The organism is Williamsia sp. z71 (assembly GCF_059553375.1).
Genome location: NZ_JCANWX010000003.1, coordinates 289,068 through 313,793, shown reverse-complemented (window position 1 = coordinate 313,793; position 24,726 = coordinate 289,068). Strand labels below are relative to the sequence as shown.

At 63.9% G+C, this 24,726-nt stretch carries 25 protein-coding genes; 14 read left to right on the top strand and 11 right to left on the bottom strand.

What is annotated here, in order from left to right; translation table 11 throughout:
- Nucleotides 1–70 precede the first annotated feature (70 nt).
- Nucleotides 71–586, top strand: coding sequence for a DoxX family protein (locus AC51GR_RS09640; protein WP_496324404.1), 516 nt, complete (start codon nt 71–73; stop codon nt 584–586).
- Nucleotides 587–651: 65 nt separating this feature from the next.
- On the opposite strand, the gene AC51GR_RS09635 is transcribed toward AC51GR_RS09640, so the two are convergent.
- Complete coding sequence (locus AC51GR_RS09635) at nt 652–1,302, bottom strand: TetR/AcrR family transcriptional regulator (protein ID WP_496324403.1); 651 nt, start codon at nt 1,300–1,302, stop codon at nt 652–654.
- A 249-nt stretch (nt 1,303–1,551) separates the two neighbouring features.
- Between AC51GR_RS09635 and AC51GR_RS09630 the strand changes: the two genes are divergently transcribed.
- Nucleotides 1,552–3,027, top strand: coding sequence for an MFS transporter (locus tag AC51GR_RS09630; RefSeq protein WP_496324402.1), 1,476 nt, complete (start codon nt 1,552–1,554; stop codon nt 3,025–3,027).
- 37 nt (nt 3,028–3,064) lie between these two features.
- On the opposite strand, the gene AC51GR_RS09625 is transcribed toward AC51GR_RS09630, so the two are convergent.
- Both AC51GR_RS09625 and AC51GR_RS09620 read right to left on the bottom strand, forming a co-directional pair.
- A complete protein-coding gene (locus AC51GR_RS09625) occupies nt 3,065–3,853 on the bottom strand; it encodes an SDR family NAD(P)-dependent oxidoreductase (RefSeq protein ID WP_496324401.1) in 789 nt (262 codons plus the stop codon).
- Nucleotides 3,854–3,899: 46 nt separating this feature from the next.
- Complete coding sequence (locus AC51GR_RS09620; protein ID WP_496324400.1) at nt 3,900–4,727, bottom strand: TauD/TfdA dioxygenase family protein; 828 nt, start codon at nt 4,725–4,727, stop codon at nt 3,900–3,902.
- Between the two features lie 181 nt (nt 4,728–4,908).
- On the opposite strand from AC51GR_RS09620, the gene AC51GR_RS09615 reads away from it, so the two are divergent.
- The 4 genes from AC51GR_RS09615 (at nt 4,909) to AC51GR_RS09600 (ending at nt 9,392) form a co-directional block, all read left to right on the top strand.
- Nucleotides 4,909–5,664, top strand: coding sequence for a maleate cis-trans isomerase family protein (locus AC51GR_RS09615; protein ID WP_496324399.1), 756 nt, complete (start codon nt 4,909–4,911; stop codon nt 5,662–5,664).
- Between the two features lie 42 nt (nt 5,665–5,706).
- Entirely contained in the window at nt 5,707–7,701 is a 1,995-nt protein-coding gene (locus AC51GR_RS09610; protein ID WP_496324398.1) for an oxidoreductase, read from the top strand.
- A gap of 449 nt (nt 7,702–8,150) precedes the next feature.
- The gene (locus tag AC51GR_RS09605) at nt 8,151–8,561 is read left to right on the top strand and encodes a hypothetical protein (RefSeq protein ID WP_496324397.1); all 411 of its coding nucleotides are present in this window, start codon (nt 8,151–8,153) and stop codon (nt 8,559–8,561) included.
- Between the two features lie 387 nt (nt 8,562–8,948).
- Nucleotides 8,949–9,392, top strand: a complete 444-nt coding sequence (locus AC51GR_RS09600) for a helix-turn-helix domain-containing protein (protein WP_496324396.1) — start codon at nt 8,949–8,951, stop codon at nt 9,390–9,392.
- Here AC51GR_RS09600 and AC51GR_RS09595 read toward each other — a convergent pair whose 3' ends face one another.
- The 5 genes from AC51GR_RS09595 to AC51GR_RS09575 are packed head-to-tail and all read right to left on the bottom strand — an operon-like array spanning nt 9,393 to nt 14,848.
- A complete protein-coding gene (locus AC51GR_RS09595; protein ID WP_496324395.1) occupies nt 9,393–10,424 on the bottom strand; it encodes an ABC transporter ATP-binding protein in 1,032 nt (343 codons plus the stop codon).
- Between the two features lies 1 nt (nt 10,425).
- On the bottom strand, nt 10,426–11,538 hold the full coding sequence (locus AC51GR_RS09590) for an ABC transporter ATP-binding protein (protein ID WP_496324394.1): 1,113 nt from the start codon (nt 11,536–11,538) through the stop codon (nt 10,426–10,428).
- A complete protein-coding gene (locus tag AC51GR_RS09585) occupies nt 11,535–12,434 on the bottom strand; it encodes an ABC transporter permease (protein WP_496324393.1) in 900 nt (299 codons plus the stop codon). Before AC51GR_RS09585 ends, AC51GR_RS09590 begins: the two co-directional genes overlap by 4 nt.
- The gene (locus AC51GR_RS09580; RefSeq protein ID WP_496324392.1) at nt 12,431–13,393 is read right to left on the bottom strand and encodes an ABC transporter permease; all 963 of its coding nucleotides are present in this window, start codon (nt 13,391–13,393) and stop codon (nt 12,431–12,433) included. The genes AC51GR_RS09585 and AC51GR_RS09580 overlap by 4 nt, the downstream gene beginning before the upstream one ends.
- A gap of 30 nt (nt 13,394–13,423) precedes the next feature.
- Nucleotides 13,424–14,848, bottom strand: a complete 1,425-nt coding sequence (locus tag AC51GR_RS09575) for an ABC transporter substrate-binding protein (RefSeq protein ID WP_496324391.1) — start codon at nt 14,846–14,848, stop codon at nt 13,424–13,426.
- 748 nt (nt 14,849–15,596) lie between these two features.
- On the opposite strand from AC51GR_RS09575, the gene AC51GR_RS09570 reads away from it, so the two are divergent.
- The 6 genes from AC51GR_RS09570 to AC51GR_RS09545 all read left to right on the top strand — a co-directional run bounded on the left by AC51GR_RS09570 (nt 15,597) and on the right by AC51GR_RS09545 (nt 21,470).
- Nucleotides 15,597–16,430 carry an SDR family NAD(P)-dependent oxidoreductase gene (locus AC51GR_RS09570; RefSeq protein WP_496324626.1) on the top strand — a complete coding sequence of 278 codons (834 nt, stop codon included), beginning with the start codon at nt 15,597–15,599 and terminating at the stop codon, nt 16,428–16,430.
- 63 nt (nt 16,431–16,493) lie between these two features.
- On the top strand, nt 16,494–18,194 hold the full coding sequence (locus AC51GR_RS09565; RefSeq protein WP_496324390.1) for a thiamine pyrophosphate-binding protein: 1,701 nt from the start codon (nt 16,494–16,496) through the stop codon (nt 18,192–18,194).
- Nucleotides 18,195–18,320: 126 nt separating this feature from the next.
- Nucleotides 18,321–19,064 (top strand): SDR family NAD(P)-dependent oxidoreductase, encoded by a 744-nt coding sequence (locus AC51GR_RS09560; protein ID WP_496324389.1) that lies wholly within the window; start codon nt 18,321–18,323, stop codon nt 19,062–19,064.
- Between the two features lie 11 nt (nt 19,065–19,075).
- Complete coding sequence (locus AC51GR_RS09555; protein WP_496324388.1) at nt 19,076–19,690, top strand: carboxymuconolactone decarboxylase family protein; 615 nt, start codon at nt 19,076–19,078, stop codon at nt 19,688–19,690.
- A complete protein-coding gene (locus AC51GR_RS09550) occupies nt 19,687–20,874 on the top strand; it encodes a MaoC family dehydratase (protein ID WP_496324387.1) in 1,188 nt (395 codons plus the stop codon). Before AC51GR_RS09555 ends, AC51GR_RS09550 begins: the two co-directional genes overlap by 4 nt.
- 83 nt (nt 20,875–20,957) lie before the next feature.
- Nucleotides 20,958–21,470 (top strand): FCD domain-containing protein, encoded by a 513-nt coding sequence (locus tag AC51GR_RS09545; RefSeq protein ID WP_496324386.1) that lies wholly within the window; start codon nt 20,958–20,960, stop codon nt 21,468–21,470.
- A gap of 24 nt (nt 21,471–21,494) precedes the next feature.
- Here the strand turns inward: AC51GR_RS09545 and AC51GR_RS09540 are convergent, their stop codons facing one another.
- Nucleotides 21,495–22,136, bottom strand: a complete 642-nt coding sequence (locus AC51GR_RS09540) for an aminodeoxychorismate/anthranilate synthase component II (RefSeq protein WP_496324625.1) — start codon at nt 22,134–22,136, stop codon at nt 21,495–21,497.
- Between the two features lie 144 nt (nt 22,137–22,280).
- On the opposite strand from AC51GR_RS09540, the gene crgA reads away from it, so the two are divergent.
- Together crgA and AC51GR_RS09530 are read left to right on the top strand one after the other, a co-directional pair.
- Nucleotides 22,281–22,571, top strand: coding sequence for a cell division protein CrgA (crgA, locus tag AC51GR_RS09535; protein ID WP_496324385.1), 291 nt, complete (start codon nt 22,281–22,283; stop codon nt 22,569–22,571).
- 161 nt (nt 22,572–22,732) lie between these two features.
- The gene (locus AC51GR_RS09530; protein ID WP_496324384.1) at nt 22,733–23,194 is read left to right on the top strand and encodes a PH domain-containing protein; all 462 of its coding nucleotides are present in this window, start codon (nt 22,733–22,735) and stop codon (nt 23,192–23,194) included.
- A 21-nt stretch (nt 23,195–23,215) separates the two neighbouring features.
- Here AC51GR_RS09530 and AC51GR_RS09525 read toward each other — a convergent pair whose 3' ends face one another.
- Nucleotides 23,216–24,049: a rhomboid family intramembrane serine protease gene (locus AC51GR_RS09525; RefSeq protein WP_496324383.1), complete on the bottom strand. Its 834-nt coding sequence runs from the start codon at nt 24,047–24,049 to the stop codon at nt 23,216–23,218.
- Between the two features lie 60 nt (nt 24,050–24,109).
- Nucleotides 24,110–24,646, bottom strand: coding sequence for a peptidylprolyl isomerase (locus tag AC51GR_RS09520; protein WP_496324382.1), 537 nt, complete (start codon nt 24,644–24,646; stop codon nt 24,110–24,112).
- Between the last annotated feature and the right edge of the window lie 80 nt (nt 24,647–24,726).

Sequence of the window (24,726 nt, the reverse complement as noted above, 5' to 3'; positions counted from 1 at the left end):
GTGACGAGGTGGTACACCCTTCATTAGTGAGATTTGACGCACACGTACCGAACGAAGGGTCCCCGCACCGATGACAAGCCTGTTCCGCGCACCGAAATCCGACCACACCGCCGTGCAGTTGCTGCTTCGTGCCGCCATCGGCGGGACCATGATCGCCCATGGCCTCAAGCACGGCCGCAGCCTGGACGGCACTGCCGGCTGGTTCGGTTCGATCGGTTTCCGTCAGCCGAAACTGCAGGCGCAGGCCTCTGCCGTGGTGGAGGTCGGGGCCGGAACGGCGATCGTCGCCGGAGCCGGCACTCCGCTCGCCGCGGCCGCCGTGGTCGGCACCATGGCGGTGGCCGCCCGGTCGGTGCATCAGCCGAACGGTTTCTTCATCACCTCTGAGGGCTGGGAGTACGTCGCCAACCTGGCTGCGGCCGCTGTGGCCCTGGCGGCCATCGGACCCGGCCGCTTCAGCGTCGACCGCGCCCTCGGGTTGGACGGCAAGCTCAGCCCGAACCAGGGTGCGGCCCTGGCCGCGGGCGTCGGACTGGTGGCAGCCGGCGCGCAGCTGGCCGCATTCCATCGGCCGGTCGCCAAGTAATCCAGACACAAGAACACAGGCCGGCGACCCGTCATCGGGTGGCCGGCCTGTGTCGTGTGAGGCGGTCAGCGGGTCACAGGTGCATTCCAGATACCCGCGATCGCATCGATCAGTTCTGTTCCGAAATCGTCCCAGCTCGCCGCATCGGCATTGTCGTCGGAGGCGAGCTGGAGTTCGCGTTCGGCGGTCATGTGGGTCATCAGGTGCCGGCCCATGGTGGCGCGCGCCTTGCGGGTCTCCGGCGGCAGATGTTCGACGGCCGAACCAAGGCCCTGTACCAGGGTGGTCAACGATGGGGAGACCCGTTCGGTCTCCTGGTACGCCAGCACGCGGAGCGACGGATCGGTCTGCACCTGTGCGTTGAACCGGGCGTACCAGCTCGGGGTCCCGAGCTGCGCCATGTGTTGGGTCGACGGCAGGACCAGACACGAGATCCACGCGCGGATGTCGGTCAACCCCTCGGTCGATTCCAACATTCGCGCGCGGGCCTCCTCGACCTGCAACGAGTGCTTGTTGACAATCGCCAGGACCAGATCGGTCTTGGTACCGAAGTGATAGCCGACGGCCGCATTGTTGCCTTGTCCCGCCGCCTCGCTCACCTGACGATTCGAAATCGCAAAGACACCCTCTTCGGCGAAGAGCCGTTCGGCAGCGGTGAGGATGAGCTCTCGCGTCGCCGCTGCACGCGTCGATTTTGATCCAGCCGTCGCAGTCATCGACTCACTTCCGAGTTGTGATTGGAGACCAGGACCCACAGGATGAGCCCTGTTCCTGAGGCCATTCAACCGCCATTCGGGCACATGGTCAATCAGCTGCTTTAGCAGTGATTCACAATGTCCAAATTTGGGCATCGATGACGTAGGTCACGTCCGAGGACTGTTAGTTGACTAAACCACAATCTGGATCTAGTTTTACCTAAGTCAATTGACTGATGTACTCGAACGCGCGCCTGATGGAGTCTGCCGATGTCGACCGCCGAACGCTCCGGCCCCGAACCGCAGACCGATGCCAAACCGACGGCGATCGTCGCTGTCCTGGCGTTCTCCGGGGTGGTCGCCGCCCTGACGCACACCATGATCATTCCGGTCATACCCCTGTTGCCGGGACTGTTGAACGCGTCGGCGTCCAACACCGCCTGGGCGATCACCGCCACGCTCCTGGCCGCCGGTGTCTCCGTCCCGATGATGGGCCGTCTCGGCGACATGTTCGGCAAACGCCGCATACTGCTGATCTGCTTCTCACTCCTGATCGCCGGTTCCATGGTCAGCGCCCTGGCCACCGATGTCGTCACGCTCATCGTGGGACGGTCACTGCAGGGCATGGCGGCCGGTGTCATCCCCCTCGGCATCAGCGTCATGCGCGACATGCTGCCGGTCAAGAAGCTTCCCGGTGCCGTCGCGACCATGAGCTCATCTCTCGGCGTCGGCAGCGCACTGGGTCTGCCCATCGCCGCCCTGATCGCCGAGTTCTCCAACTGGCACGTCCTGTTCTGGACCGGGGCCGCCCTCGGTGTCATCGCCGCCGTGCTGGTGATCATCGTCGTCCCCGAGACGAACATCCGAACCGGAGGACGCTTCGATTTCGGTGGGGCACTGTCGCTGTCGGTCGCCCTGGTCTCCATGCTGCTCGCGATCTCCAAGGGCGGCGACTGGGGTTGGACCTCACCGACGACCATCGGCCTGGCGATCCTGGCCGCGATTTCCTTTGTCCTGTGGGCCTGGTGGGAACTACGGGTACGGCACCCGCTGGTCGATCTGCGGGTCAGTGTCCGACCCCAGGTGCTCTTCACCAACATGGCCTCGATCGTCCTGGGGTTCGCCATGTTCTCGATGAGTCTGGTCTTTCCGCAGGTCTTGCAGTTGCCGACCGCCACCGGCTACGGCCTCGGACAGTCGATGCTGGTCGCGGGCGTCGTGATGGCACCCTCCGGGTTGATGATGATGCTGGTCTCTCCACTGTCCGCGCACATCACCACCACCCGAGGCCCCAAGACCACGCTGATGTGTGGTGCGGTCGCCGTGGCCATCGCCTACGGGACCGGCGTGATGTTCATGCACTCGGTCTGGCAGATGGTGCTCATCTCGATCATCATCGGCTTCGGCATCGGTTTGGCCTACGGCGCCATGCCGGCGCTGATCATGGGTGCGGTGCCGGCGACCGAAACCGGCGCGGCGAACAGCTTCAACACGTTGATGCGCTCTCTCGGAACATCTTTCGCCAGCGCCATCGCCGGGGTGATCCTGGCACAGATGACGATGACCCTGGGGTCGACGGACGTTCCGACCGAGAACGCATTCCGCATCGTCATGGCCTGTGGCGGTGCCGCCGCGCTCCTTGCCTTCGGGATCGCCTGGTTCATCCCCAAGTTCGTCACGGCCGGCCCCGAACTCGAGGTGAACACGGCAGGCGAGAACAGCCTGCCGGTGCCCTCGGTCCGCTGACCAGAGTTCCGTCCTCGCAGAAGCGGACTTCCCGGGTTCAGTGGGGCGTCCGCCCCGACTTCTCGGCACCCATGCCGGAGAACCCGACCGAGTAGCCGCCGTCGGCCGGCATCAGCACCCCGGTGATGTACGACGAGGCGTCACCGGCGAAAAACAAGGCTGCCGAGGCTATTTCGTCAGGCATCCCCCAGCGATCCATCGGGATGCCCGGCACCCGACTGGCTTCCGGAGGCGGCGTCGGATGATCCTTGGACATCGCGACCAGTCCGGTCCACACCGTCCCGGGGCAGACCGCGTTGACCCGGATGTTGTCGTCGACGTAGTCGAGCGCCCCGGTTCGGGTCAGCTGATTGACGCCGGCCTTCGCCGCGCCGTAGACGCCGTGATGTTTGAAGCCGACCATCGCGGTCATCGAGGAGATGTTCACAATGGATCCACCGCCGGACTTCAGCATCGAGCGGACCCCGTACTTCATGCACAGGAAGACCCCGCGCAGGTTCACGTCGTGAATCCGGTCCCAGTCCTCGGTGCTCTGCAGATGCAGCGGCATCATGCTGCCGCCGAACCCGGCGTTGTTGACCAGGATGTCGACCCGGCCGAACGATTCCTCCGCGGTCGCGATCATGCGTTGGACATCCTCTTCGACGCTGATGTCCGCCTTCACGCCCACCGCCGCCTCACCGATGTCCGCGGCCACATCGAGGGCCCGCCCGGTTACGCTCGCGCACACCACCTTTGCGCCCTCGGCGGCAAACAGATGTGCGATCGACTTGCCGATACCTGATCCGGCACCGGTGACAACCGCGACCTTGTCCTTCAGTTGCATGTGTGGTCCTTTGTATTCTCGTGGCCTCGGGGATCTGTCGGGGTCTTCAGATGATCTGCTCGGTTCCGGCCAGGGTGGTGCGGTGCATCCGGCGCGCCTCGGTCCGATCGAAAGGGCAGGCGCGATGCAACAGTCCGAGGTTGTCCCAGATGACCATGTCCCCCACCTGCCACTCGTGCCGCAACACCCGCTCGGGTGACGTGGCACGCCTCTCCAGGTCCGCCAGCAAGGCGCGACCTTCGTCGACATCCATCCCAACGACGTGAGAAGCGCTGTGGCCGAACACCAATGATCGGCGCCCGGATCGGTGCTCCCACACCAGGGGATGTTCCCGTTCAGGCCAAGTCGCCCAGTCCGCCAGTTGTTCCGGAGTCGGTTCCGGATGGCTGCGACGCTGGATGGCCTCGAACGTATGCAATACCCGCAGATCCGCGTATCGCTGTTTTTCTTCTTCGGTCAGTACGTCATAGGCCGCATAGGTGCTGCTGAATTCCGTCTCACCGCCCTCACTCGCCAGCACATGCGCCGTGAGCGCGACAGCCTTCGCGGGCGTTTCGTCCATCGATCCGTCGAAGTGCCAATGGTCGTTGCTCGAGAAATAGCGCACATTCGGATTCGACGGATCGAAACTGATCTCCATCACGTCCGGGTTCGGATAGTTGGGGAATTGCACGAGATCACCGAGTTTCCGGCAGAACTCGACCTGTACCTCATCATCGATGGGCAGGCCACGCAGCAACAGAACCCCGTGTTCTTCCAGTGCGGCCATACACGCGGCGGGCAATTCCTCGTCGTTGCGAAGTCGATCGATGTCGACATCGACCAGCTCGGCTCCGACGACGTCGGTCAATTTGCGCGTGGTGAGTGTGGCCATCTGCTCCCCTTTTCATCATTGCGGCAAGAAAACCGCGACCGCATGAATGGATGTGTATGCAATGTAGGTCTTCCTCATAACTATTTCAATCCTTGCTAGGATTGCAATCAAAGGTGTATGCAATAAAGGCACCGTTTGCCTTTCGGCAACTCAGGTCCCTACCACCAGAGGGAGATCGCTCATGGCCGATGCGTTGGGTTGGCGACTGAAATTGGGGGTTGTGACACCGTCGGTGAACACCGTCGTACAGCCCGAATACGACGACATGCGGCCGACCGGTGTCACCAACCACATCGGACGCATTCACATCCCCAACCGGATCACCAACAACGACGATGACTTCGAATTGTTGGTCCGCGACATCGATCGCGGCCTCGACGACGCGGTCGAGCGGGTTCTGACCTGTGAACCGGACTGCATCGTCCTCGGCGTGTCCATCGAGGCCGTATACGGCGACCCCGAAGCCGGCGCCGGTATCCAGCAACGACTTCGAGCCAAGTTCGGCGATGATCTGCGGCTCGTCCATGCGGGCGACGCGATACCCGCCGCCCTGCGCGCGGTCGGCGTGAGCGATGGCCCGATCGCGCTGCTCACGCCCTACCAACCGGTGTCGGAAGGACATCTGCGCACCTTCGTCGAGAAGAGCGGTTACCAACTGCACGACGCCATCCATCTACGCGCCCCCAGCGCAGTACAGATCGCGCACACCACCAGGGAAACCATCCAAGAAGGATTCGACCGCCTCGCGCAGACCCGCCCACGTGCCATCGTCCAGTTCGGTGCCAACATGTGTGCCGGCCGCATCGCGGCCGAGGCCGAAGCGCGACTCGGCCTACCGGTGTTGGCCGTCAACACCATCACGTACTGGCATGCACTGCGCAGCAACGGGATAACGGATCAGATGGCAGGTTTCGGACAGCTGTTGTCGGACCACTGACCGCCCACGACCTTCACCGATGGCCAGGTATTGGAGCCAGACATGCCCCACGCGTACCCGACGTTGTTCTCTCCGATCGAGCTCGGGCCCCGCACGGCCCGCAACCGGGTCTGGATGACCGCCCATGCCACCGAGTTCTCCACCGACGGTACGTTCGCCGATGCCAGCGCGGACTATTACGCCGAGCGCGCTCGCGGGGGTGTCGCCGTCATCACCATGGAGGCCATGGCAGTTCATCCCACGAGCCAACCGCGGCGCGGGGTGATCCTCGCCTACGATCGCGCCGTGGTCGAGAGCTACCGCACGGTGGCCGACGCCGTACATCCGCACGGAACTCTTCTGCTGGCACAACTGTGGCACCGCGGACGGCAGACCGACGGGATCATCAGCCGGCTGCCGACGTGGGCGCCGAGCGCTGTGCCCGACACGGTGTATCGAGAGATCCCCCACGAGATGACACCGGGCGAGATCGACGAGCTGGTGGCACATTACGTGCGGGCGGCCGAGTACGCGATCGAGGGTGGGGTCGACGGTATCGAGGTCCATGGCCTGGCCCATGGTTACCTGCTCGGCCAATTCCTTTCTCCGGCAACCAATCATCGCAGTGACGATTACGGTGGCTCGTTCGAGAACCGGATGCGGATCGTTCGGCGGATCGTCGACGATGTACGACGAATCGTCCCGTCCGATCGGATCCTGGGGATCCGGCTCAACAGCAGCGACGGCGATGCCACCGCGGGCCTGACCAACTCCGACTGGGTCCAGATCGCCACCGAGATCGATCGCTGGGGCGCCGTCGACTACATCTCGACCAGCCAGGGCACCTACCTGGACCGGATGCAGATCTACGGAACGTCGGCTGCCCGACCTGCCGGATACGAGGTTTCCGACACCGCCGCCATCACCCGGGCGGTCTCGGTTCCCGTTGTCGCGGTCGGACGCATCACCACCCCGGAGATGGCCGAGGACATACTCTCCACCGGCAGAGCACAATTCGTCGGGATGGCGCGTCAGCTGATCGCCGACCCCCGGTGGGCGGAGAAGGCGCAGCGGGGACGCCCGGGCACCATCCGGCCCTGTGTCGGTTCGAACTGGTGTGTCGCCTCGTTCGCGCGCGGCCCGCTCGCCTGCATCCACAACCCGAAGGTCGGTCGGGAGCGGGCATTCACGCTCGACGATGGCAGGGCCCGCCGAGCCCGCACCGTCGCGGTCGTCGGCGGCGGCCCGGCGGGACTGCGGGCGGCCCTGACGGCCTCCGAACTCGGCCACGAGGTGACACTGTTCGAGCAGGAATCGACGCTCGGCGGGCAGGTCGGATTGATCTCGATGGCGGACTCGTACGGTGAGTGGTCGGGCGTCACCGATTGGCTGGCAACACAACTCACCGACAGCAACGTCAAGATCGCGCTCGGGCACCGCGCCGGCGCGGATGATCTGATCGGGCACTATGACGCGGTGGTGATAGCCACCGGTTCGACACCGATCCGGCACGGTTGGACATCGCGTCATCCCGAGCGCTGGGCGGGCGCGGAGGTCCTGCCCGGCTCCGACCAGTGGAACGTCTTTACGCCGGCGCAGATCCTGGGCGGCCGCGCGGAAATACCCCATCGGGTCCTGATCGTCGACGACACCGGTGACCGCCAGGCCTTTGTCACCGCCGAATATCTCCTCAGCCGACGCCACCCGGTACACATCGTCTCCCAGTACCCCCAACTCGGACACGCCTTTGCCGATGCTCACGACCTTCCCTTCGCGTTCGGACAACTACGCAGGGCGGGAGCGACATTCGCGGCCGGAACAGAGGTCACCGCGATCGACGGTGACACCGTTACACTGAAAGACGTTTACACGCAAGACGTTTCGATACTCACGGACGTCGATACCGTCGTACTCGTACTCGGCAACACCGCCGACGATGCGCTGGCCCGCGACCTCCACGGCAGCGGGATGGACGTCCAGGTGGTCGGCGACGCACACGCACCCCGACGGATCTTCAACGCCATCTGGGAAGGCGAACAGGCCGCCCGAAGGCTCTGATCCCTCGCCGGCCTGCCGGCCACCGCTATCGGTGGCCGCCCGTTGTGGAAAAGAAGAACCGGTCAGCAACGAACCGTCGACCGGTCACCTGGCTCACCGTACCGACGAAGAGGATGTTTGCACTCACCGATCTGGGGAACTTTGTTGGCGGTGTCACCGGCGCTGCTCTCCGCATACCTTTTGGAAGCTCATCTGGACTTTCGACCCACGGGGTGTCAGTGGGGAATGCACCGGTGCCGAACCAGCACCCGTCGAAGCACTGACACCACGCTGTCGACTCCAGAGTTCGTTTGTCTTCCACGAGGGGAATTCTCATGTCTAGTCCGAACACCGATCGCACCACCAACATGAGGGCATCGCGCACGGGAATCCGCCATGCCACAAGCACGGGTTTGATCGTCACCGCAGTTGGCGTGGTTGTTTTCAACGTTGCCCCGTTTTTGAACTGGGTGGACGTTGAAGGAGATTCGAACCCGCGCACCGGATACGAGACCGATTCTCTGGTCCCGTTCATCGCCTACCTGGGCGTCGGTCTGCTGATTGCCATGGTCTACGCATACAAGCGGGCACGGCGTGGCCAACACCGTGGCCTGACCCTGGTATCGATGGCTGTCGGTATCGCCGCTACCGTCCAGTGTCTCGCCTTCGGAATCGAGCCCATGGGAGGTCTCGAGCGCGGCGACGACCTCAACACTGATATCGGAGTGTGGGTGGGCATGATCGGAGCGGCGGTCTGGGCCATCGGCTCAGGCTTACTTGCCAAGGAGATCGAGGGCGACGACCACGAGCACACCGACAACTACACCCGCGATCCTGAGCGCACCGGCAACACCGCCCCCGATTCCGCCACCGGTCACTGAAATCCGAGTAGCTGGAACGGGAAAGACCGGCAAGGGTCAGCGTAATTCCTGATCGTGCTCGGCGGGGTTTGAGAAACAAGACCCGGGCGGCGGGCTGGGGCCGCAGCTCTGCAGGGTGGATCAGTGTTCGACCAGTACAGTCCGCGAACGGGTTGATTTCGCACATACAGAAAATCTGCAGTACTGGGTGTAGACATCCGGGACTGTCTGTTGTAAGCTTCTTTTCGTAACAAAGGAAGAATCACGAGGCGCGGGAGAGACGAACTACCCGCAAGCAGTACCGCAAGACAGGGGTCGTGCCCAGGCGAAGTTTGTGTTTGATGGTCGTGCCTGGGCGCCCCCTACGTTGGCTGACCTGGACATCTAGGCGAGTCCAGCAAAGTCGACATGTGCAGTGATGTCAGTGAGTTCATCCCGGCCCCCGGCGCAACCCCCTGCGCCGGGGGCCCTGTTCATCGACAGAGAGAAGTCCCCATTTCGCAAGAATCGGCCGGCGACCACCCGTCCAACAAGCTTGACGACGAAGATTACCCGGCGTACAGCATGGGTCACGCTGCCGAAATCCTCGGCGTCACGCAAGCTTTCCTACGCAGCCTCGACGCCGCCAAACTTTTGGCTCCACAGCGCTCAGAAGGCGGACACCGCCGCTACTCGCGCTACCAGCTACGCATCGCTTCTCGCGCCCGTGAACTCATCGATCACGGCACACCCCTAGAGGCCGCGTGCCGCATCATCATCCTCGAAGACCAACTCGCCGAGGCCCACCGAATCAACGCCGAGCTTCAACACACCATCACCGACGCAAACCCCACCGCCGGCGAACCGGACTGATCACCCCCCCGAAGCGGACCCGAGCGTCTTGACCGGTTGACCGTCGACGTGCGGGTAGTGACAAGCCGCGAAGTGCCCGGGACGGATCTCCCTGATCTCCGGTTCGTCTGTTGCACAACGATCTTGCACCGAAGGACAACGCGTCCGGAAGCGACAGCCACTGGGCGGGTTCATCGGTGATGGCAGATCGCCCTGCAGCTGTGCCTGCGACACCGGCGCAGTCGGGTCTGGTTCGGGGACCGAGTTGATCAGGGCGCGCGTATAGGGGTGTACCGGCGACGAGAACAGTTCTTCGGTGGCCGCGACCTCGCACACCTTGCCGAGGTACATCACCACAACGCGGTCACTGAGGTTCTTGACCACCGCCAGATCATGCGCGATGAACACCAACGTGAGCTGATACCGGTCCCTCATCTCTTTGAGGAGGTTGATGATCTGGGCCTGCACCAGGACGTCGAGAGCGGACACCGGTTCGTCGCAGATGACGATCTCCGGGTCCAGGACCATGGCCCGCGCGATCGAGATGCGTTGGCACTGACCGCCGGAGAACTCGTGGGGGCGTCGGTCGGAGGCGGTGTCCGGATCGAGGCCGACCCGCTCGATCATCGCCCGGGTCCGCGCGATGATCTCCGACTTGGTCAGATTGCCCTGGATCCGCAGGCCCTCGGCGACGATGTCCTCGACCCGCCTCAGTGGGTTGAGCGATGAGATGGGGTCCTGGAAGATCATCTGCAACTTGCCGCGCTGGCGGCGCATGTCGCTGCCACCGAGCCCGACGATCTCCACCCCGTCAAGGGTCACCGAACCGGAGGTCGGCGGGGGAAGCTGCATGATCGATTTGGCCGCACTGGATTTGCCGCAGCCGGACTCCCCGACCAACCCGACGGTCTCACCTCGTCGGGCATCGAAACTGACGTCCGAAACCGCATGGACGCGTTCGTTACCCTTGCCGCGGTATTCGACCGTGAGGTTCCGGACACCGAGCAGCACGTCGTCGTCGGTCCGGAGATGGGCGGTTCCACTGCCGGCCATGTCAGATCACATCCTTCTTCTCGAAGATGGTGCCGGCCGCGGTATGGCCCGCAACCGCATTCGCCTCCCGCGCCTCGCGACCGGCCGGTGTGCCGAGCGGAAAGAAGCAGGCCACCGAATGCGCCTGCCCGGGTGTGGTTTCCAATACCGGCGTCTCGGTGAGACATCTCGCCTGTGCCGATGGGCAACGCGGCGCGAATGCACATCCCGGCGGCGGGTCGATCACGACCGGAGGACGTCCCGGGATCGCCGGCAGATGGGTGTGGCTCGGTTGCGAGAGCCGGGGGATCGCGTCGATCAACGCCCGCGTGTACGGATGGCGCATCCGTTCGAAAAGCTCGACAGTCGGCGCCTTTTCGACAATCTTCCCGGCGTACATGACAACAACGGTGTCGGCCCGGCCGGCAACGACGCCGAGGTCGTGGGTGACCAGCACCAATCCCATGCCCGATTCCCGCTGCAGATCCGAGAGGAGGTCGAGGATCTGCTGTTGCACGGTGACATCGAGCGCCGTGGTGGGCTCGTCTGCGATGAGCAGTTTCGGTGAACACGAGATCGCCAGGGCGATGGTCACCCGCTGACGCATGCCTCCGGACAAGTTGTGCGGGTACTGATCGAACCGGGTCGCCGGCTCCGGGATCCCCACCGAGGTGAGCAGACGAATCGCCGTCTCCTTCGCGGCGTCTTTGCTCAAACCCCGGTGGTAACGCAGGGTCTCGGTGAGTTGGCTGCCTATTGTCAGCACCGGGGTCAGCGATGTCATCGGGTCCTGGAACACCATCGCGACATCCACACCCCACAGGTGCTTGTGTTTCTTCGGGGAGACGGTCGCCAGGTTCTTGCCGTCGAAACGGATCTCGCTGCCGGGCATGATGTGCGCGTTGGGGGCGAGGATTCGCATCATCGCGCGGCAGAGCACCGACTTTCCCGATCCCGACTCCCCCACGACGCCGACGGTGCGTCCGGCCGCGACGTCGAGGTCGACGCCACCGACCGCGCGGACAGCGCCACGTGGGGTGTCGAACCAGACATGCAGATCCCGCACTTCGAGCAGTGGTGAGCCGGCCACCGGAATGTTTTCGCCGACTTCAGTTGTCGCGATCTCGGTGCTCATAGTGCTGACTCTCTTCCGATCCGGCCCCGCACCCAGTCACCGAGGACATTGAACGAATACACCGTGAGGAAGAAGAACACTGCCGGAACCAGCACCAGGTAGGGGTCGGCGGCCAGCGACTCCCGACCGGCCGCGAGCATCCCGCCCCAACTCGGTGTCGGGGGCGGTATCCCGAGTCCGAGGAAGCTCAAACTTCCCTCCGCGACGACCAGGGTCGCCATGACGACCAAGGCCAGCGACATCACCGGCAACATGACATTTGCGAGCAGTTCTCGGCGCAGCACCCGCAATGGACCCGCGCCGAGGGCTTTCGCAGCGGTCACGAACTCGCGGTCGGAGAAAGCAATCGTGTTGGCCCGCGCCACCCGTGCGAAGTTCGGGATGCCCAGCAGGGACAGACCGATCAGCAACGTGGTCAGGCTCGGGCCCATGGCGGCGACGAGCGCGATCAGGAATATGAGCGCCGGGAAGGACAGCAGAAAGTTGATGAACAGGGACAGGACCCGGTCCGCTGCACCGCGGAAGTAGCCGGCGACCAGTCCACAGCTCACGCCGATGACCAGAGCGATCAATGTGCTGCCGATGGCCACGATCAGTGACACCCGCGCACCGTAGATGCAGCGGGACAATACATCCCGGCCCAGCGAATCGGTGCCCAGGACGTGCTCCCACGAGGAGAACGGCGACGCACTGAAGTCGTCGCTGATCTCGCCCGGATCCGGTAGCGGTAGCCATGAGGCGGTGATCGCGGCAAACATCATCAGCCCCAGCCAGATGGCGCCCACGAGCGCCCCGACGGCACGGCGTCGGCGCCGTTTGGGCAGGAACATCCGTTCCGGACCGGAGGCGGCCAGAATCGCCTCTGCGCCCGAGGACTGCCTGATGGTCTCGGTCATGAGGTGCGCACCTTTCTCACTCTGGGGTCGAGCCACGGATACGTGACATCGACAAGTGCGTTGAGGGTCAGGAACAGCAGGGCGCTCAGCAACACGATGGCCTGGACGACGATGAAGTCGCGGGATTGGATCGAGGTGACCACAAGCGTGCCCAAACCTGGTATCGCAAAGATCGATTCGACGATCACGGTGCCCCCGATGAGGCGCCCGATCACCACCCCGGAGACTGTGACCAGCGAGAAGGACGACTGCTTGAGTGCATGCCGGATGAGGATGCGCCAGGTCGGCAGACCGCGGGCCCGCGCAGACAGGACATGATCCTGCTGCAGGGTTGCCATCATGTCGCCCTTGAGAAGTCGGGTGAACAACACACATTCTCCGGCCGCCAAGGTCATCACCGGCAGGATCAGATACTCGAAGTGCTTGACCGGATCCTCGGCAAAGGACACCCAGCCGAGGACCGGCAGCACGCCCATCTCGACCGCGAAGACGTACACCAGCAGGATGCCGAGTACGAACGACGGGATGGCCAGCGTCGCGGAGGTCACCGCTGTCGCGATGCGGTCTACGACACCCCGCGGCCGGTATGCCGACCACACCGCCACCGGTATCGAGATCACCAGGGCCACGATCATCGCCAGCGCGGCGAGTTCCAGTGACACCGGGGCACGTTCACCCACAGCGGTCATGACCGGCATCCGGGTCGTATACGACCTGCCGAAGTCTCCCTGCATGATTCCGCCCAGCCACGACAGATAACGCTCGACGAGCGGCTGGTCGAGGCCGTACATCTGCCGCGCCTGTTGACGCATTTCCTCACTGGCTCCCGCAGGAACCAGCCCGTCCACCGGATCACCGGGGATCAGTTCCAGCAGAAGGAATACCGCGATGGTCACCGCCGCGAGCAGGAGCAGGAAATTACCGACCGCGACCATCCAACGGATTGCTTGTCCACGCACGTTGCACTCCCTCGTTGGCGTGAAACGCCGTTACTGTGCGATCCAGGCGCGGTCGAGACGTACTCCAGCACCACCCGACGAGCCGACGACGTTCAGGTCGTTCACCTTGTCCGAGGTGAAGATGTAGCCGTTCTGGTACCGGAAGGTCAGCATCGGAGCCTGCTGCGACACCAGGCCGTTGACCTTTGCATATGCCTTCTCGATCTCAGCAGCATCTTTGGAGGTTCGCGTCGTCTCGAGGGCCGCGTCGACTTCGGGGTTCGAGTAGTTGGTGAAGTTCCTGGCACCGTCGGTGTGAAAGACCTCGTACATCATGTCGATGTCATCGGAGAGCTGAGCACCCAAGGCCATCTGGTAGGTCCCGGAATGGCGTTGGCCTTCGAGGGTGGCGAAATCCATGGCGTCGATCTTGACGGTGAGGCCGTCGATCTCCTGAAGCTGCGACTGCAGGAGCTGACCGACGAGATCGAGGTCGGGGATGCCGGCATACGTACTCAGCGTCACCGTCACGTCGGACTTGCCGGTCTTCTTCAGGTACGCGTCGAACTGCTTCTGTGCCTCCTCGACGTTCTTCTCGGGATACATCCCGAGCGCATCATCTCGATAGGGGCTGTCCGGGAACAGGAATGCATCGGCCGGCTTGTCGGCCGGCCACACGGCGGCAACGATCTGCTTGTTGTCGATGGCGTGGAGAAGTGCCGAACGCAGCCCGCTGTCCTGCATGGTCGGATCGGTGAGGTTGAAGTTCACTCCCGTTCCGCCGACCAGCGGGATGTCATACACGGTGAATCCTTCGGCCTCCGCAGCCTGTGCATTCTTGGACTGCAGTGACCAGGCGATGTCGATCTCACCCGAACGCAGGGTGTTCATCCGCTGGTCATCCTGCGAGATGACCTTGAGGACGAAGCTGTCGATGAACGGCCCCTCGCCCCAATAGTCGGGATTGGCCGTGAATTTCGCTTCCGCGTTACGTGTCCAGCTCTCCAGGATGAACGGACCGGCACCGACCGGCTGGTTCCCGAAGTCCGGCCCCTTCTCCGTGATCGCGGTGGGAGAGGCGATCATTCCCAGCGGCGCCGCCATCAGGGACGGAAGGTTGAAGTTCGGCTGTTCGGAGGTGACCTCGAGGGTCAACGGGTCGACCACCTGCCACGTGAGCGGGGTGAGGTACGGAAGTGAGGACGACAATGTCGCCGGATCCTTGAGCCGGTTCCAGTTGAAAGCGACCGCTTCGGCGTCGAACGGCGTCCCGTCGGAGAACGTCATGCCGTCGCGAAGCTTGAGTGTCCAGGCACTGCCGTCCGCCGACTCGAAGGATTCGGCCATGCCGGCACCGAGTTCGCCTGACTCCGGGTCGTACTCGAGCAGGGTCCCGAACACCGGTGCGCACCTGTCGGGCGCCATCAACGCACACCAGGCGGGGTCCATGCTCTGGCCCTCGGTGTTGATCGCCATGACGATCTCACCACCCCGCTGGGGCGTGCCTCCTGCGCTTTGGTTCGCGTCCGATGGTCCACCGCAGGCGGCGACAACCAATCCCACTGCAGCCAGTGCGATTGTGGTGCGGCCCGCTGCCCTCGTTCGTCCGGTTACCTTCAACGATTTCTCCCGTCATCTCACATCTCCGTCGATCGACCACGACGGTCACTTCACGTATCGGGGATCGAATCCAGCAGGTGCACAACGGTTCTGCCCGGCGTCGGCAATCGACCCCAACTCGGATGAATTATCAACGGGACAGCTCGTATACGCATTCGATCAACCGAAAAGTTTTTTGTTGCAAGTGAATCCAGTTAGCCAGGTGGTCATACCCGGCAACGGCGAGACCCGGGCGGTGTGCGCAGTCCGCCGAAGTACGCCGGCACCCCCACCCGAACCCTCGATGGTGATCGCCATCACAGCAATGATGCACTTCTGGCTCATAATTAGCAAGCATTGCAATCCTTGCGAGGATTGCATATGGTCACGAAAGGGCACTGAGCGCTCCCGCCGAGACGCGCACGATCCGGACCGGGCGTTCTCCTCGCCCTGATCCACGCACGCCGGTTCCCACTGGCTTCCTTTGTCCAGTGCGGCAACCCTTTACGCCTGACATCGAACCGCGATCCCCGCGCGTTCGTACGATCGCAGGGAGCACCCCGCCTAGCGCGAGCGAAAGCAGATCCGTGCCCCCGGGAAAGTGAGACCGCCCGTGAGCGAGAACATGATCGACCTGACCGGCCGGATAGTCATCGTCGCCGGCGCAGCCGGTGGTGGAATCGGCACGGCGGTCACCCGCGCAGTGGCCCGCGCCGGCGCCACCGTCCTCGCGGTGAGCCGGTCCGAGGAAAAGCTCGGCACCCACATCGAACCTCTGGTGACGGAGGGCTTTTCGGTGATCCCGGTATCCGCCGATGTCGGCACCGACGACGGCATCGCAACCGTGATGGATCGGGTGGCCGCCACCCAGGGCCACCTCTATGGCCTCGTCAACATTGCCGGCGGCGCTGCGCCGGAGACCTGGATGCGGGCCACGCGGGTCACCCGGGAGACCTGGCGGGAGCTGTTTGCCCAGAACCTCGAAACGATGTTCTTCATGAGCCAGGCGGTTGCAGCCGAACTCCGCAGGCAAGGGCGTCCGGGTTCGATCGTGTCGACGTCGTCGATCAGCGGGATGAACTCTGCCCCCTTCCATATCGCCTATGGCACTGCGAAAGCCGCGATCGTCGCCGCCACGCGCACGATGGCGGTCGAGCTCGCGCAGGACGAAATCCGGGTCAACGCGATCGCACCAGGGGTCACGGAAACCCCGTCGTCCGGCACCTACGTCGACAAAGACGTCGATCGCGACCGGCGGGCGATCACGATGGGACGCCGCGCCCGGCCTGACGAGCAGGCCGGCGCAGCGTTGTTCCTGCTGTCGGACCTCGCCTCCTACGTCACCGGGCAGACGTTGCTCGTCGACGGGGGGCTCAACCTCAAGTGGAACCACCTCGATGCCGACAACATCTCCCTGTTCCTCAAGGACGAGTCGTTCCGGGCTGCCATCACCCGTTGATCCATCCCAACCCCAGACAACGCAGTGAAGGTTCCGGATACCCCGATACACAAAGGATCATCAATGACAGTCAAGGTGTATGAACGAATCCTCGATCTCCTTGAGGCAGAGGGCATCAAGACACTGTTCGGTATTCCGGACCCCAACTTCGTCCATATGTTCCATCTCGCCGACGAACGCGGTTGGCAGGTCGTGGCGCCTCACCACGAAGAGGCGGCGGGGTTCATGGCCGAAGCGGTCTCCCGCATGACAGGTCAGCCCGCCGTCTGTATCGGCACACTCGGTCCCGGCGTGGCCAACCTGGCCGGGGCCATGATGTGCGCGAAGGTCGAGAACTCCCCGGTGATGTTCATCGGCGGTCAGCGGGCCCGGATCACCGAGCAGCGGGTCCGCCGCGGGCGTATCCAATTCGTCCAGCAATCCGCACTGTTCGAACCCTCCGTCAAGTATTCGGCCAGCATCGAATACGCCGACCAAACCGACGAGATCATCCGAGAAGGCCTGCGCAAGGCGGTCTCCGGGACCCCTGGCCCGGTCTACATCGAATACCCGTCAAATGTGATCCTCGAAGAACTCGATGTGCTGCCTCCCCTGCCGCCCGAACGCTATCGCATCGTCGGCCAGGCGGCGGGCGCCGAATCGATCACCCGGGCCGCCGAATTGATCCGGACTGCCCAGCACCCGGTCCTCCTGGTCGGTCACGGCGTCCACACGGCGCGGACCGCCGAACCGGTGCGCGCACTCGCCGAACTGATGGCCTGCCCGGTGATCCAAACCTCCGGGGGCACCTCATATATCGAGGGTCTGGAAGACCGCACCTTCGCGTATGGCTTCTCCCCTTCCTCGGTCGAAGCCGTCGAGAAGTCGGATCTGTGCGTGGCCCTCGGTACCGAACTCGGCGAACCGGTGCACTTCGGTCGCGGACGCCACTGGGCGTCGAACGACGCCACCCGTAAATGGGTCCTGGTCGAACAGGATCCGACCGCGATCGGTGTCAACCGGCCGATCGACGTACCCCTCGTCGGCGACCTGCGAGCGATCGTCCCACAGCTCGTCGAGGCCCTCGCGGACACTCCGCGGAAGCCCACCGGCGAACTCGCACACTTGATCTCCGACGAGAAGGCGCACCTCGCCGAAGTTGCCGAGTCCGCCCCGGCCGGACAGAGTCCGATACATCCGGCACGTCTGGCCGTAGAGGCCACCAAAGCGTTCCCACCGGAAGGCATCATGGTCCGCGACGGTGGTGCAACCACGATTTTCGGGTGGACATACTCGCAGGCCAAGCCGCATGACGTGATCTGGAATCAGAACTTCGGTCACCTCGGTACCGGTCTGCCCTACGCGATCGGGGCATCGGTCGCCGACGGTGGAAAGCGACCCGTCATGTTGGTGACCGGCGACTCCGCCTTCCTGTTCCACATCGCCGAACTCGAAACTGCGTCGAGACTGAACCTTCCGCTGGTCTGCGTCGTGGGGGTCGACTATTCCTGGGGTCTCGAGGTCGGCGTCTACAAACGCACCTTCGGGCCAGGATCCCGTGAGACCGGCGGGCACTGGAGCGAGAGCACCCGGCTCGACCGGGTTGCCGAGGGTTTTGGCTGCTATGGCGAGTACGTCGAGAAAGAGATCGAGATCGGCCCGGCAATCAACCGGGCCTATGCCAGCGGCCGACCCGGGGTGATCCACGTCGTCATCGACCCGAAGGCCAACTCGGAAGAGATGCCCAACTATTCCGAGTACGCCACCTGGGCCTCCGAGGGATAGCAATGGTGTTGCCCTTCAAACGATTTCCCCAACCCCTCACCACAGAACCCCCGAGAGGACCTCAACCATGCGTGAGTTCGTGAAGTTCGACATCAGGATCGACCGAGACCGGACCGGAGCCTCCGAATGAGCCCGCGGGTTGCGGTCGTCACGGGCGCAGGTTCCGGGATCGGACTGGCGATCGCACAACGTCTCGCCACCGACGGCAATGCTGTCGCATTGTTCGATCGCGACGGCGCCTCGGCGAAAGAGGCAGCGGCACAGATCGAGTCAGGCGGTGGTACCGCGATCGGGATCGAGGTCGACGTCACCGACCGCAGCGCGATAGACGCCGGAATCGATGAGGTGAAGAGCCGGCTCGGCGCCCCGCAGATCCTGGTGAACAGTGCCGGGAAGACCGTCGCGGGTCCGACCCTCGACGTGACCAGGGACCTGTGGGATCTGGTGCACGCCATCAACCTCACCGGCACCTTCGACTGCTGCCAGGCCGTCCTCCCGCACATGATCGAGGCCGGCTGGGGCCGGATCGTGAACATTTCGTCCTCGAGCACCCATGGTGGCGTCGCGCAGATGGCGGCGTACGTGTCGTCGAAGTCCGCCGTGAACGGCCTGACCAAAGTGCTCGCCCTCGAGTTCGCCAAGCACGGCATCACCGTCAACGCGATCCCACCGGGCTTCATCGACACCCCGATGATGCGCGACCACGAGAGTCAGGGACTGATCTCGGTGGACCAGCAGATCGAGCGCACCCCGGTCGGCCGCGTCGGGACAGCACAGGACATCGCCGGGGCCTGTTCGTTCTTGGTCGGCGACGACGCGAGCTACATCACCGGACAAGTGATCGGTGTCAACGGCGGCCGAAACACCTAGGAGAGCATGACATGACACGAATCCCACCGCTCGCGGTCGACGACTGGTCGCCCGATCTCACCGAATTCTTCGCGGACTTCCGCTCCAATGTGGCAAGTCAGAACACGGCAAAGCCCAAGGGCGCCAACCTACTCGGTACCCTGGCGCGGCACCCCGGCCTGGCCAAACCCTTCATCTCCTTCAACCAGCATCTGCTCTCGGGTTCTTCGTTGTCGACACGGCACAGAGAGATCCTCATCCTGCGGGTGGCGAGCCGGCGGGCCTGCGCATACGAGCACGCCCAGCATGTTCTGCTGGCGCGCGACGCCGGGGTGACCGACACCGAGATCGACCACATCGCCGTCGGATCTGCCGCACCCGGCTGGTCACAGTTCGAGGCGGCGCTGCTCGACACGGTCGATCAGCTCCTCGACAACGGCATCATCAGCGATGGCACCTGGGAGATCCTCTCCGCAGAATTGGACGAGAAGCAGCTGATGGACGTGGTCTTCACCGTCGGGACCTACGCGATGGTGGCGATGGCCCTGCGGTCGTTCGGCGTCGAACTCGACGACGATCTGCTGATCCACTTCCCCAACGGTGACGTTCGCCTGAACGCCTCCCTGTCCGGCAGGAGCATCCCATGACCGACCCCATCGATACCGTGACACTAGATCTGAGCGACGTCGACCATCGGGTGGGGCAACTCGTCGGCGGTGGCCAGCTATGGGATCCCTGCAGCGCCTCCGACATCCGGCGGTGGGTGATGGCGATGGACAATCCGAACCCCTTGCACTGGGACGAAGAATTCGCGCGCAACACCAGGTTCGGCGGGCTTGTCGCACCACAGTCCATCGCGGTCGGTCTCGATTTCGGCCACGGCGCCCAGCCGGCCTGCGTCGGATACATCCCGGACAGCCATCTGATCTTCGGGGGCGAGGAGTGGTGGTTTTACGGGACACCCGTTCGCCCGGGTGACAAGTTGTTCCAGGACAGGCGATTCCATGGATACAAGGTGGTCGACACGAAGTTCGCCGGGCCGACCATGTTCTCGCACGGAGACACCATCCACAAGAACCAGCACGGTTCCCTCGTCGCCAAAGAGCGGTCCACGGCCATCCGGTATCTGTCGGCCGAAGCCACCAAACGCGGGATGTACGACAACCAGATCGGTTCACTCAAGAAGTGGACCAACGACGAACTGATCGAGGTCGAGAAGCTGCGACACGATTGGCTGATGTCCAATCGTCTCGGCGTCTCGCCACGGTTCGACGAGGTGAATATCGGTGACGCCCTACCCCGCCGCGTCATCGGCCCGCACAGCATCGCGAGCTTCACCACCGAATACCGTGCCTTCGTCTTCAACATCTGGGGGACCTCGCAGTGGGTTGCGCCCGAAGGTGTCGACGATCCGTGGATCTACCAGGATCCGGGCTGGACGGACGGTTTCGGCTACGACGAGGAGGGCGCCAAGATCGATCCGCGTAAACGGGACGGCTTGTACGTCGGACCGTCACGCGGTCACATCGACGCCGACAAGGCCAGTGAGGTCGGCATGGCTCGCGCCTACGGTTACGGCGCGACGATGGGTGCCTGGTGCACCGATTTCCTGGCCAACTGGGCCGGGCACGAGGGCATGGTCCGGCACACCAAGGCCGACTTCCGCGGCCCCGCCTTCGAAGGCGACGTCACGTACTTCGACGCCGAGGTGGTCGACAAGATCACCGAATCCGAGTGGGGCGTACCGCTCGTGCAGATCAAGCTCAAGCTCACCAGCCAGGACGGCACCACCCTGGTGTCATGTACCGCCGAGGTCGAGTTGCCGCGGTAGCGGCACGGTGGTGAGATTCCCTGGTCGGCGACGGGGTGCTGATCTGCAACAGGGTCGATGCCCATGAATGAAATGCGGTGCGCGTGACCAGTGCACGAAGCAGAAGAGTTCCGCAGCGCCGCATCGCAGAAACCGTTGCCGCCCAGATCCGCGACCAGATCCTCGACGTCGTGGTCCCCGCTCTCAACGAGGCCATCGACGCCTCCACCCATCACCTCACCAGCGGTGTGGCATTCACCCACTCCGCCCGCGATTTTCACGACCTGGTCGTCTCGTTCACACCCAACGCCACCATTCGATTCGCCATCGGCAGCTACGTCGCACTGTGGTCCGCCCAGGAAGAGGCCTGGGCCGAGGCCCGCACCCGGTACGGCGAATATCCCTCCGGCCACGAAGCGGAAGGTGCGGTCCACGCCCACCGCCGCCTCGTCGACGAGATCGCCGCCGGACATGCCGACGAGGCCGAGCGACTGGCCCGAGCCCATCTGGCCGCCACGCAGGCGTTTGTACTCGAGCGCTTCGGCGATCAGATCGTCAACGCATCGGCGGCCATGTCGCGCCAGGCGATCGGCTCGGGCCGGCGCTCGCGGATGTGACGTCGCCGGTCTTAGATCCGGGGCTCAGCCCAGCGCTGCGGCGACCTGCGCTTCGAGGGTGTTGACCTGACCGTCGGGCACCGCCATGCCGCAGACCGTCAGCCAGTTGGCCAGCATCCGGTGCCCACCCTGGGTGAGCACGCTCTCCGGATGGAACTGGACGCCATGGATGGGAAGCTCGCGGTGCCGCATCGCCATCACGATGCCGGTGGCGGTGCGGGCGGTGACGACCAATTCGGTCGGGATGGTCTCCGGCAACACCGTCAGCGAGTGGTATCTGGTGGCGGTGAACGGGTTGGGCAGACCGGCCAGGACACCCTCGTCGCTGTGGGTCACCAGTGAGGTCTTGCCGTGCAGGAGTTCGGGTGCCCGATCGACCGTGGCACCGAAGGCGGCGCCGATGGCCTGGTGGCCGAGGCAGACCCCGAGCAAGGGTGTGCCGGCAGCAGCGGCGGCACCCACCAGGGGCATCGTCGCGCCGGCGCGCTGCGGTGTCCCCGGGCCGGGTGAGAGCAGCACACCGTCGAACTGCGTCACCGCGGCCGCCGGGTCTGCGAGCCGCTCGTCGTCGTTACGCCAGACCTGGGCATGCACACCCAGTTGTCCGAGGTATTGGACGAGGTTGTAGACGAAGCTGTCGTAGTTGTCGACAACCAGGATCTGCACAGGGGCGCCAGGGTTCACGTCGACAGGCTACCTGGGTCGATGCGGCGAGCTCATCCCACTTTCGCCGTGGCCGCATATCACTGTCACCGACGACGGGTGCGTTAGGTTATAGGGAAACGTTTGTACCCGCGAACCGAGGAAATCATGCCCAAGTCAAAGGTCCGCAAGAAGACCGATTACACGATCAACCCTGCCAGCCGCACACCGGTGAAAGTGAAGGCAGGCCCGTCGGGCACCGTCTTCGTTTCGGTGATGCTCGGCCTGATGCTGCTGGGCCTCGCCTGGCTGATGGTTTTCTACCTTGTCGCCACACCCGAATCCCTCGGTGCCCCCGGCAAGATCCTCAACTGGATGTACGAGCTGGGTTCCTGGAACTTCCTGATCGGATTCGGGTTCATGGTCGCTGGTCTGGTCATGACGATGAAGTGGCGTTGAACAGCGATTTCAACAATTCACAGCCTGTGGAACACCATGTGTGTAATTCATCCCCAGTGTGGATAACTCCTGTGGAGTGAAGTGGCGGTGAGCAGCACGTTCATTCATCCACAGCTGTGGAACAACATGTGTGTAATTCATCCTCAATGTGGATAAGGCCTGTGGATAACCTTCAAAACGCCCGTTCGGAATGGGCCACACCAGCACCCATGGGCGCGCTGATGGTGGTCGGTGGGATCGCACTCGGTGCCGCGGGCCTGTTCTCGGGTACCGACGCGGCGGGCATGGCGCTGATGCTCCTCGCCGCGGTGTTGCTGCTGCTGATCGGCGGGCAGAGTCTGTGGGTTCGTCCCAGGCTGGCCATCGAGGGCCGCGAATTACACGTCCGCACGCTCTTTCGGGGGACGTGTGGTTATTCGTTCGATGACGTTCGGCGCGCACAGGTGCTCACGTACCCGCGGTTCGGACGCCGGGTACCGCATCTGGAACTGGATCTCGACGATGAGCAGGCCCACGACGGGGAACGTCTGGTCATCTACGGACGCTGGGATCTGGGCACCAACCCACTCGATGTGGCCGATGCACTGCGTGCGGCCGGACTGACCGTGGAAGAGCGCAAATAGCAGGAGGGCGGCGAACCACCGTCAGAACGTGAGCGTCTGGGCCTTCGCGATTCCGATGACCAGCGCCGCCATGATGAGCAGACCCATCGCGAGGAAGCCGACCGCCGCCGCGTTGCGGGGATTACGTGATCGGGCGGGCAGCAACTCAGGTCCGTAGACGATGCCTGCGGCCGCCGCGGCGCCGAATGCCAGGCCGCCGAAATGGGCCCAGATGGAGATGTTCGGGATCGTGAACGAGAGCACGACGTTCAGGGCGATGATGCCGTACAGACCGGTGGCGGGGAGTTTGGCCTTGAGCACCACGACCAGCGTGGCACCCATCAAACCGAAGATCGCTCCCGAGGCACCGGCATTGATCGCCAGCGAATCGCCGAACAGCATCACCGCGGCACTGCCGCCGAGCAACGAGGTCAGGTAGATCCCGAGGAAACGGGCGGTACCCAGGGTCAACTCGACGTCGCGACCCAGGATGTACAGGGAGAACATGTTGATCGCGACGTGGATCAGCGAGAAATGTAAGAAGCCGGCGGTGAGCAACCGCCAGTATTCGCCGGAAGCCATGAACGGCCCCCAGAGCGCTCCTTCGGCGAACACCTGCGACGACGCCACGACGTCGGTGAGGCTCTTCGCCTGAGCGGCGACGATCACGAACAGGGCGATGTTGATCGCCATCAGGGCGTAGGTGGCCCAGGCGACCTTGGCACCGATGGTGCGGGCCCGGGGAACCTGACGACCGGAAGCCCGGACGCAGTCGACACAGTGTTGGCCGACTGCGGCCGGGGTCAGACAATCAGCGCAGGCCGGACGCCCGCACCGGCTGCATGCCAGTCCCGTCGCTCGATCAGGATGCCGCACGCACACCTGGGTCGGCGGCGACGGCGATTGAGAAGACGGGGGCTGGTATGTCACAACAGGTCAGGAAATCGTGATCCGCTCGATCACAACGTCTTCCAGGGGCCGGTCACGACGATCGGTGGCAACCTTCTCGATCGCGTCGACAACCTTCTTCGACTCGTCGTCCTCGACGACACCGAAGATCGTGTGCTTGCGGTTCAGGTGCGGGGTCGGGCCGACGGTGATGAAGAACTGCGAACCATTGGTGCCCGGTCCGGCGTTGGCCATCGCCAGCAGGTACGGCTCGTTGAAGGTGAGCTCCGGGTGGAACTCGTCCTCGAACTGGTAGCCGGGGCCACCCATGCCGGTTCCGGTGGGGTCACCACCCTGGAGCATGAAGCCGGCGATGATCCGGTGGAAGACGGCGCCATCGTAGAACGGTCCGCTGTCGCCACCCGAGGCGTTTGCCGTCGAGTAGTCCTTGGAGCCGTCTGCCAGGCCGACGAAGTTCGCAACCGTCTTGGGTGCGTGGTTACCGAACAGGGCGATCTTGATGTCACCTTTATTGGTGTGCAGGGTCGCGGTTGCGGTTTTCAATGCTGTGGTCACGCCCACCATGGTGCCACTTCGCCCGTGGCACCCCGGACACAACCGCCCAGATCGCGTCGCCGGTGGCACTAGTGTGGAGTCGATCCCGC

Excerpts from the sequence above, each read along its gene's own strand:
- AC51GR_RS09640 (WP_496324404.1), top strand. The coding sequence starts at position 71 with ATGACAAGCCTGTTCCGCGCACCGAAATCCGACCACACCGCCGTGCAG.
- AC51GR_RS09635 (WP_496324403.1), bottom strand. The coding sequence starts at position 1,302 with ATGACTGCGACGGCTGGATCAAAATCGACGCGTGCAGCGGCGACGCGA.
- AC51GR_RS09630 (WP_496324402.1), top strand. The coding sequence starts at position 1,552 with ATGTCGACCGCCGAACGCTCCGGCCCCGAACCGCAGACCGATGCCAAA.
- AC51GR_RS09625 (WP_496324401.1), bottom strand. The coding sequence starts at position 3,853 with ATGCAACTGAAGGACAAGGTCGCGGTTGTCACCGGTGCCGGATCAGGT.
- AC51GR_RS09620 (WP_496324400.1), bottom strand. The coding sequence starts at position 4,727 with ATGGCCACACTCACCACGCGCAAATTGACCGACGTCGTCGGAGCCGAG.
- AC51GR_RS09615 (WP_496324399.1), top strand. The coding sequence starts at position 4,909 with ATGGCCGATGCGTTGGGTTGGCGACTGAAATTGGGGGTTGTGACACCG.
- AC51GR_RS09610 (WP_496324398.1), top strand. The coding sequence starts at position 5,707 with ATGCCCCACGCGTACCCGACGTTGTTCTCTCCGATCGAGCTCGGGCCC.
- AC51GR_RS09600 (WP_496324396.1), top strand. The coding sequence starts at position 8,949 with ATGTGCAGTGATGTCAGTGAGTTCATCCCGGCCCCCGGCGCAACCCCC.
- AC51GR_RS09595 (WP_496324395.1), bottom strand. The coding sequence starts at position 10,424 with ATGGCCGGCAGTGGAACCGCCCATCTCCGGACCGACGACGACGTGCTG.
- AC51GR_RS09590 (WP_496324394.1), bottom strand. The coding sequence starts at position 11,538 with ATGAGCACCGAGATCGCGACAACTGAAGTCGGCGAAAACATTCCGGTG.
- AC51GR_RS09585 (WP_496324393.1), bottom strand. The coding sequence starts at position 12,434 with ATGACCGAGACCATCAGGCAGTCCTCGGGCGCAGAGGCGATTCTGGCC.
- AC51GR_RS09575 (WP_496324391.1), bottom strand. The coding sequence starts at position 14,848 with ATGGCGATCAACACCGAGGGCCAGAGCATGGACCCCGCCTGGTGTGCG.
- AC51GR_RS09570 (WP_496324626.1), top strand. The coding sequence starts at position 15,597 with ATGATCGACCTGACCGGCCGGATAGTCATCGTCGCCGGCGCAGCCGGT.
- AC51GR_RS09565 (WP_496324390.1), top strand. The coding sequence starts at position 16,494 with ATGACAGTCAAGGTGTATGAACGAATCCTCGATCTCCTTGAGGCAGAG.
- AC51GR_RS09560 (WP_496324389.1), top strand. The coding sequence starts at position 18,321 with ATGAGCCCGCGGGTTGCGGTCGTCACGGGCGCAGGTTCCGGGATCGGA.
- AC51GR_RS09555 (WP_496324388.1), top strand. The coding sequence starts at position 19,076 with ATGACACGAATCCCACCGCTCGCGGTCGACGACTGGTCGCCCGATCTC.
- AC51GR_RS09550 (WP_496324387.1), top strand. The coding sequence starts at position 19,687 with ATGACCGACCCCATCGATACCGTGACACTAGATCTGAGCGACGTCGAC.
- crgA (WP_496324385.1), top strand. The coding sequence starts at position 22,281 with ATGCCCAAGTCAAAGGTCCGCAAGAAGACCGATTACACGATCAACCCT.
- AC51GR_RS09520 (WP_496324382.1), bottom strand. The coding sequence starts at position 24,646 with ATGGTGGGCGTGACCACAGCATTGAAAACCGCAACCGCGACCCTGCAC.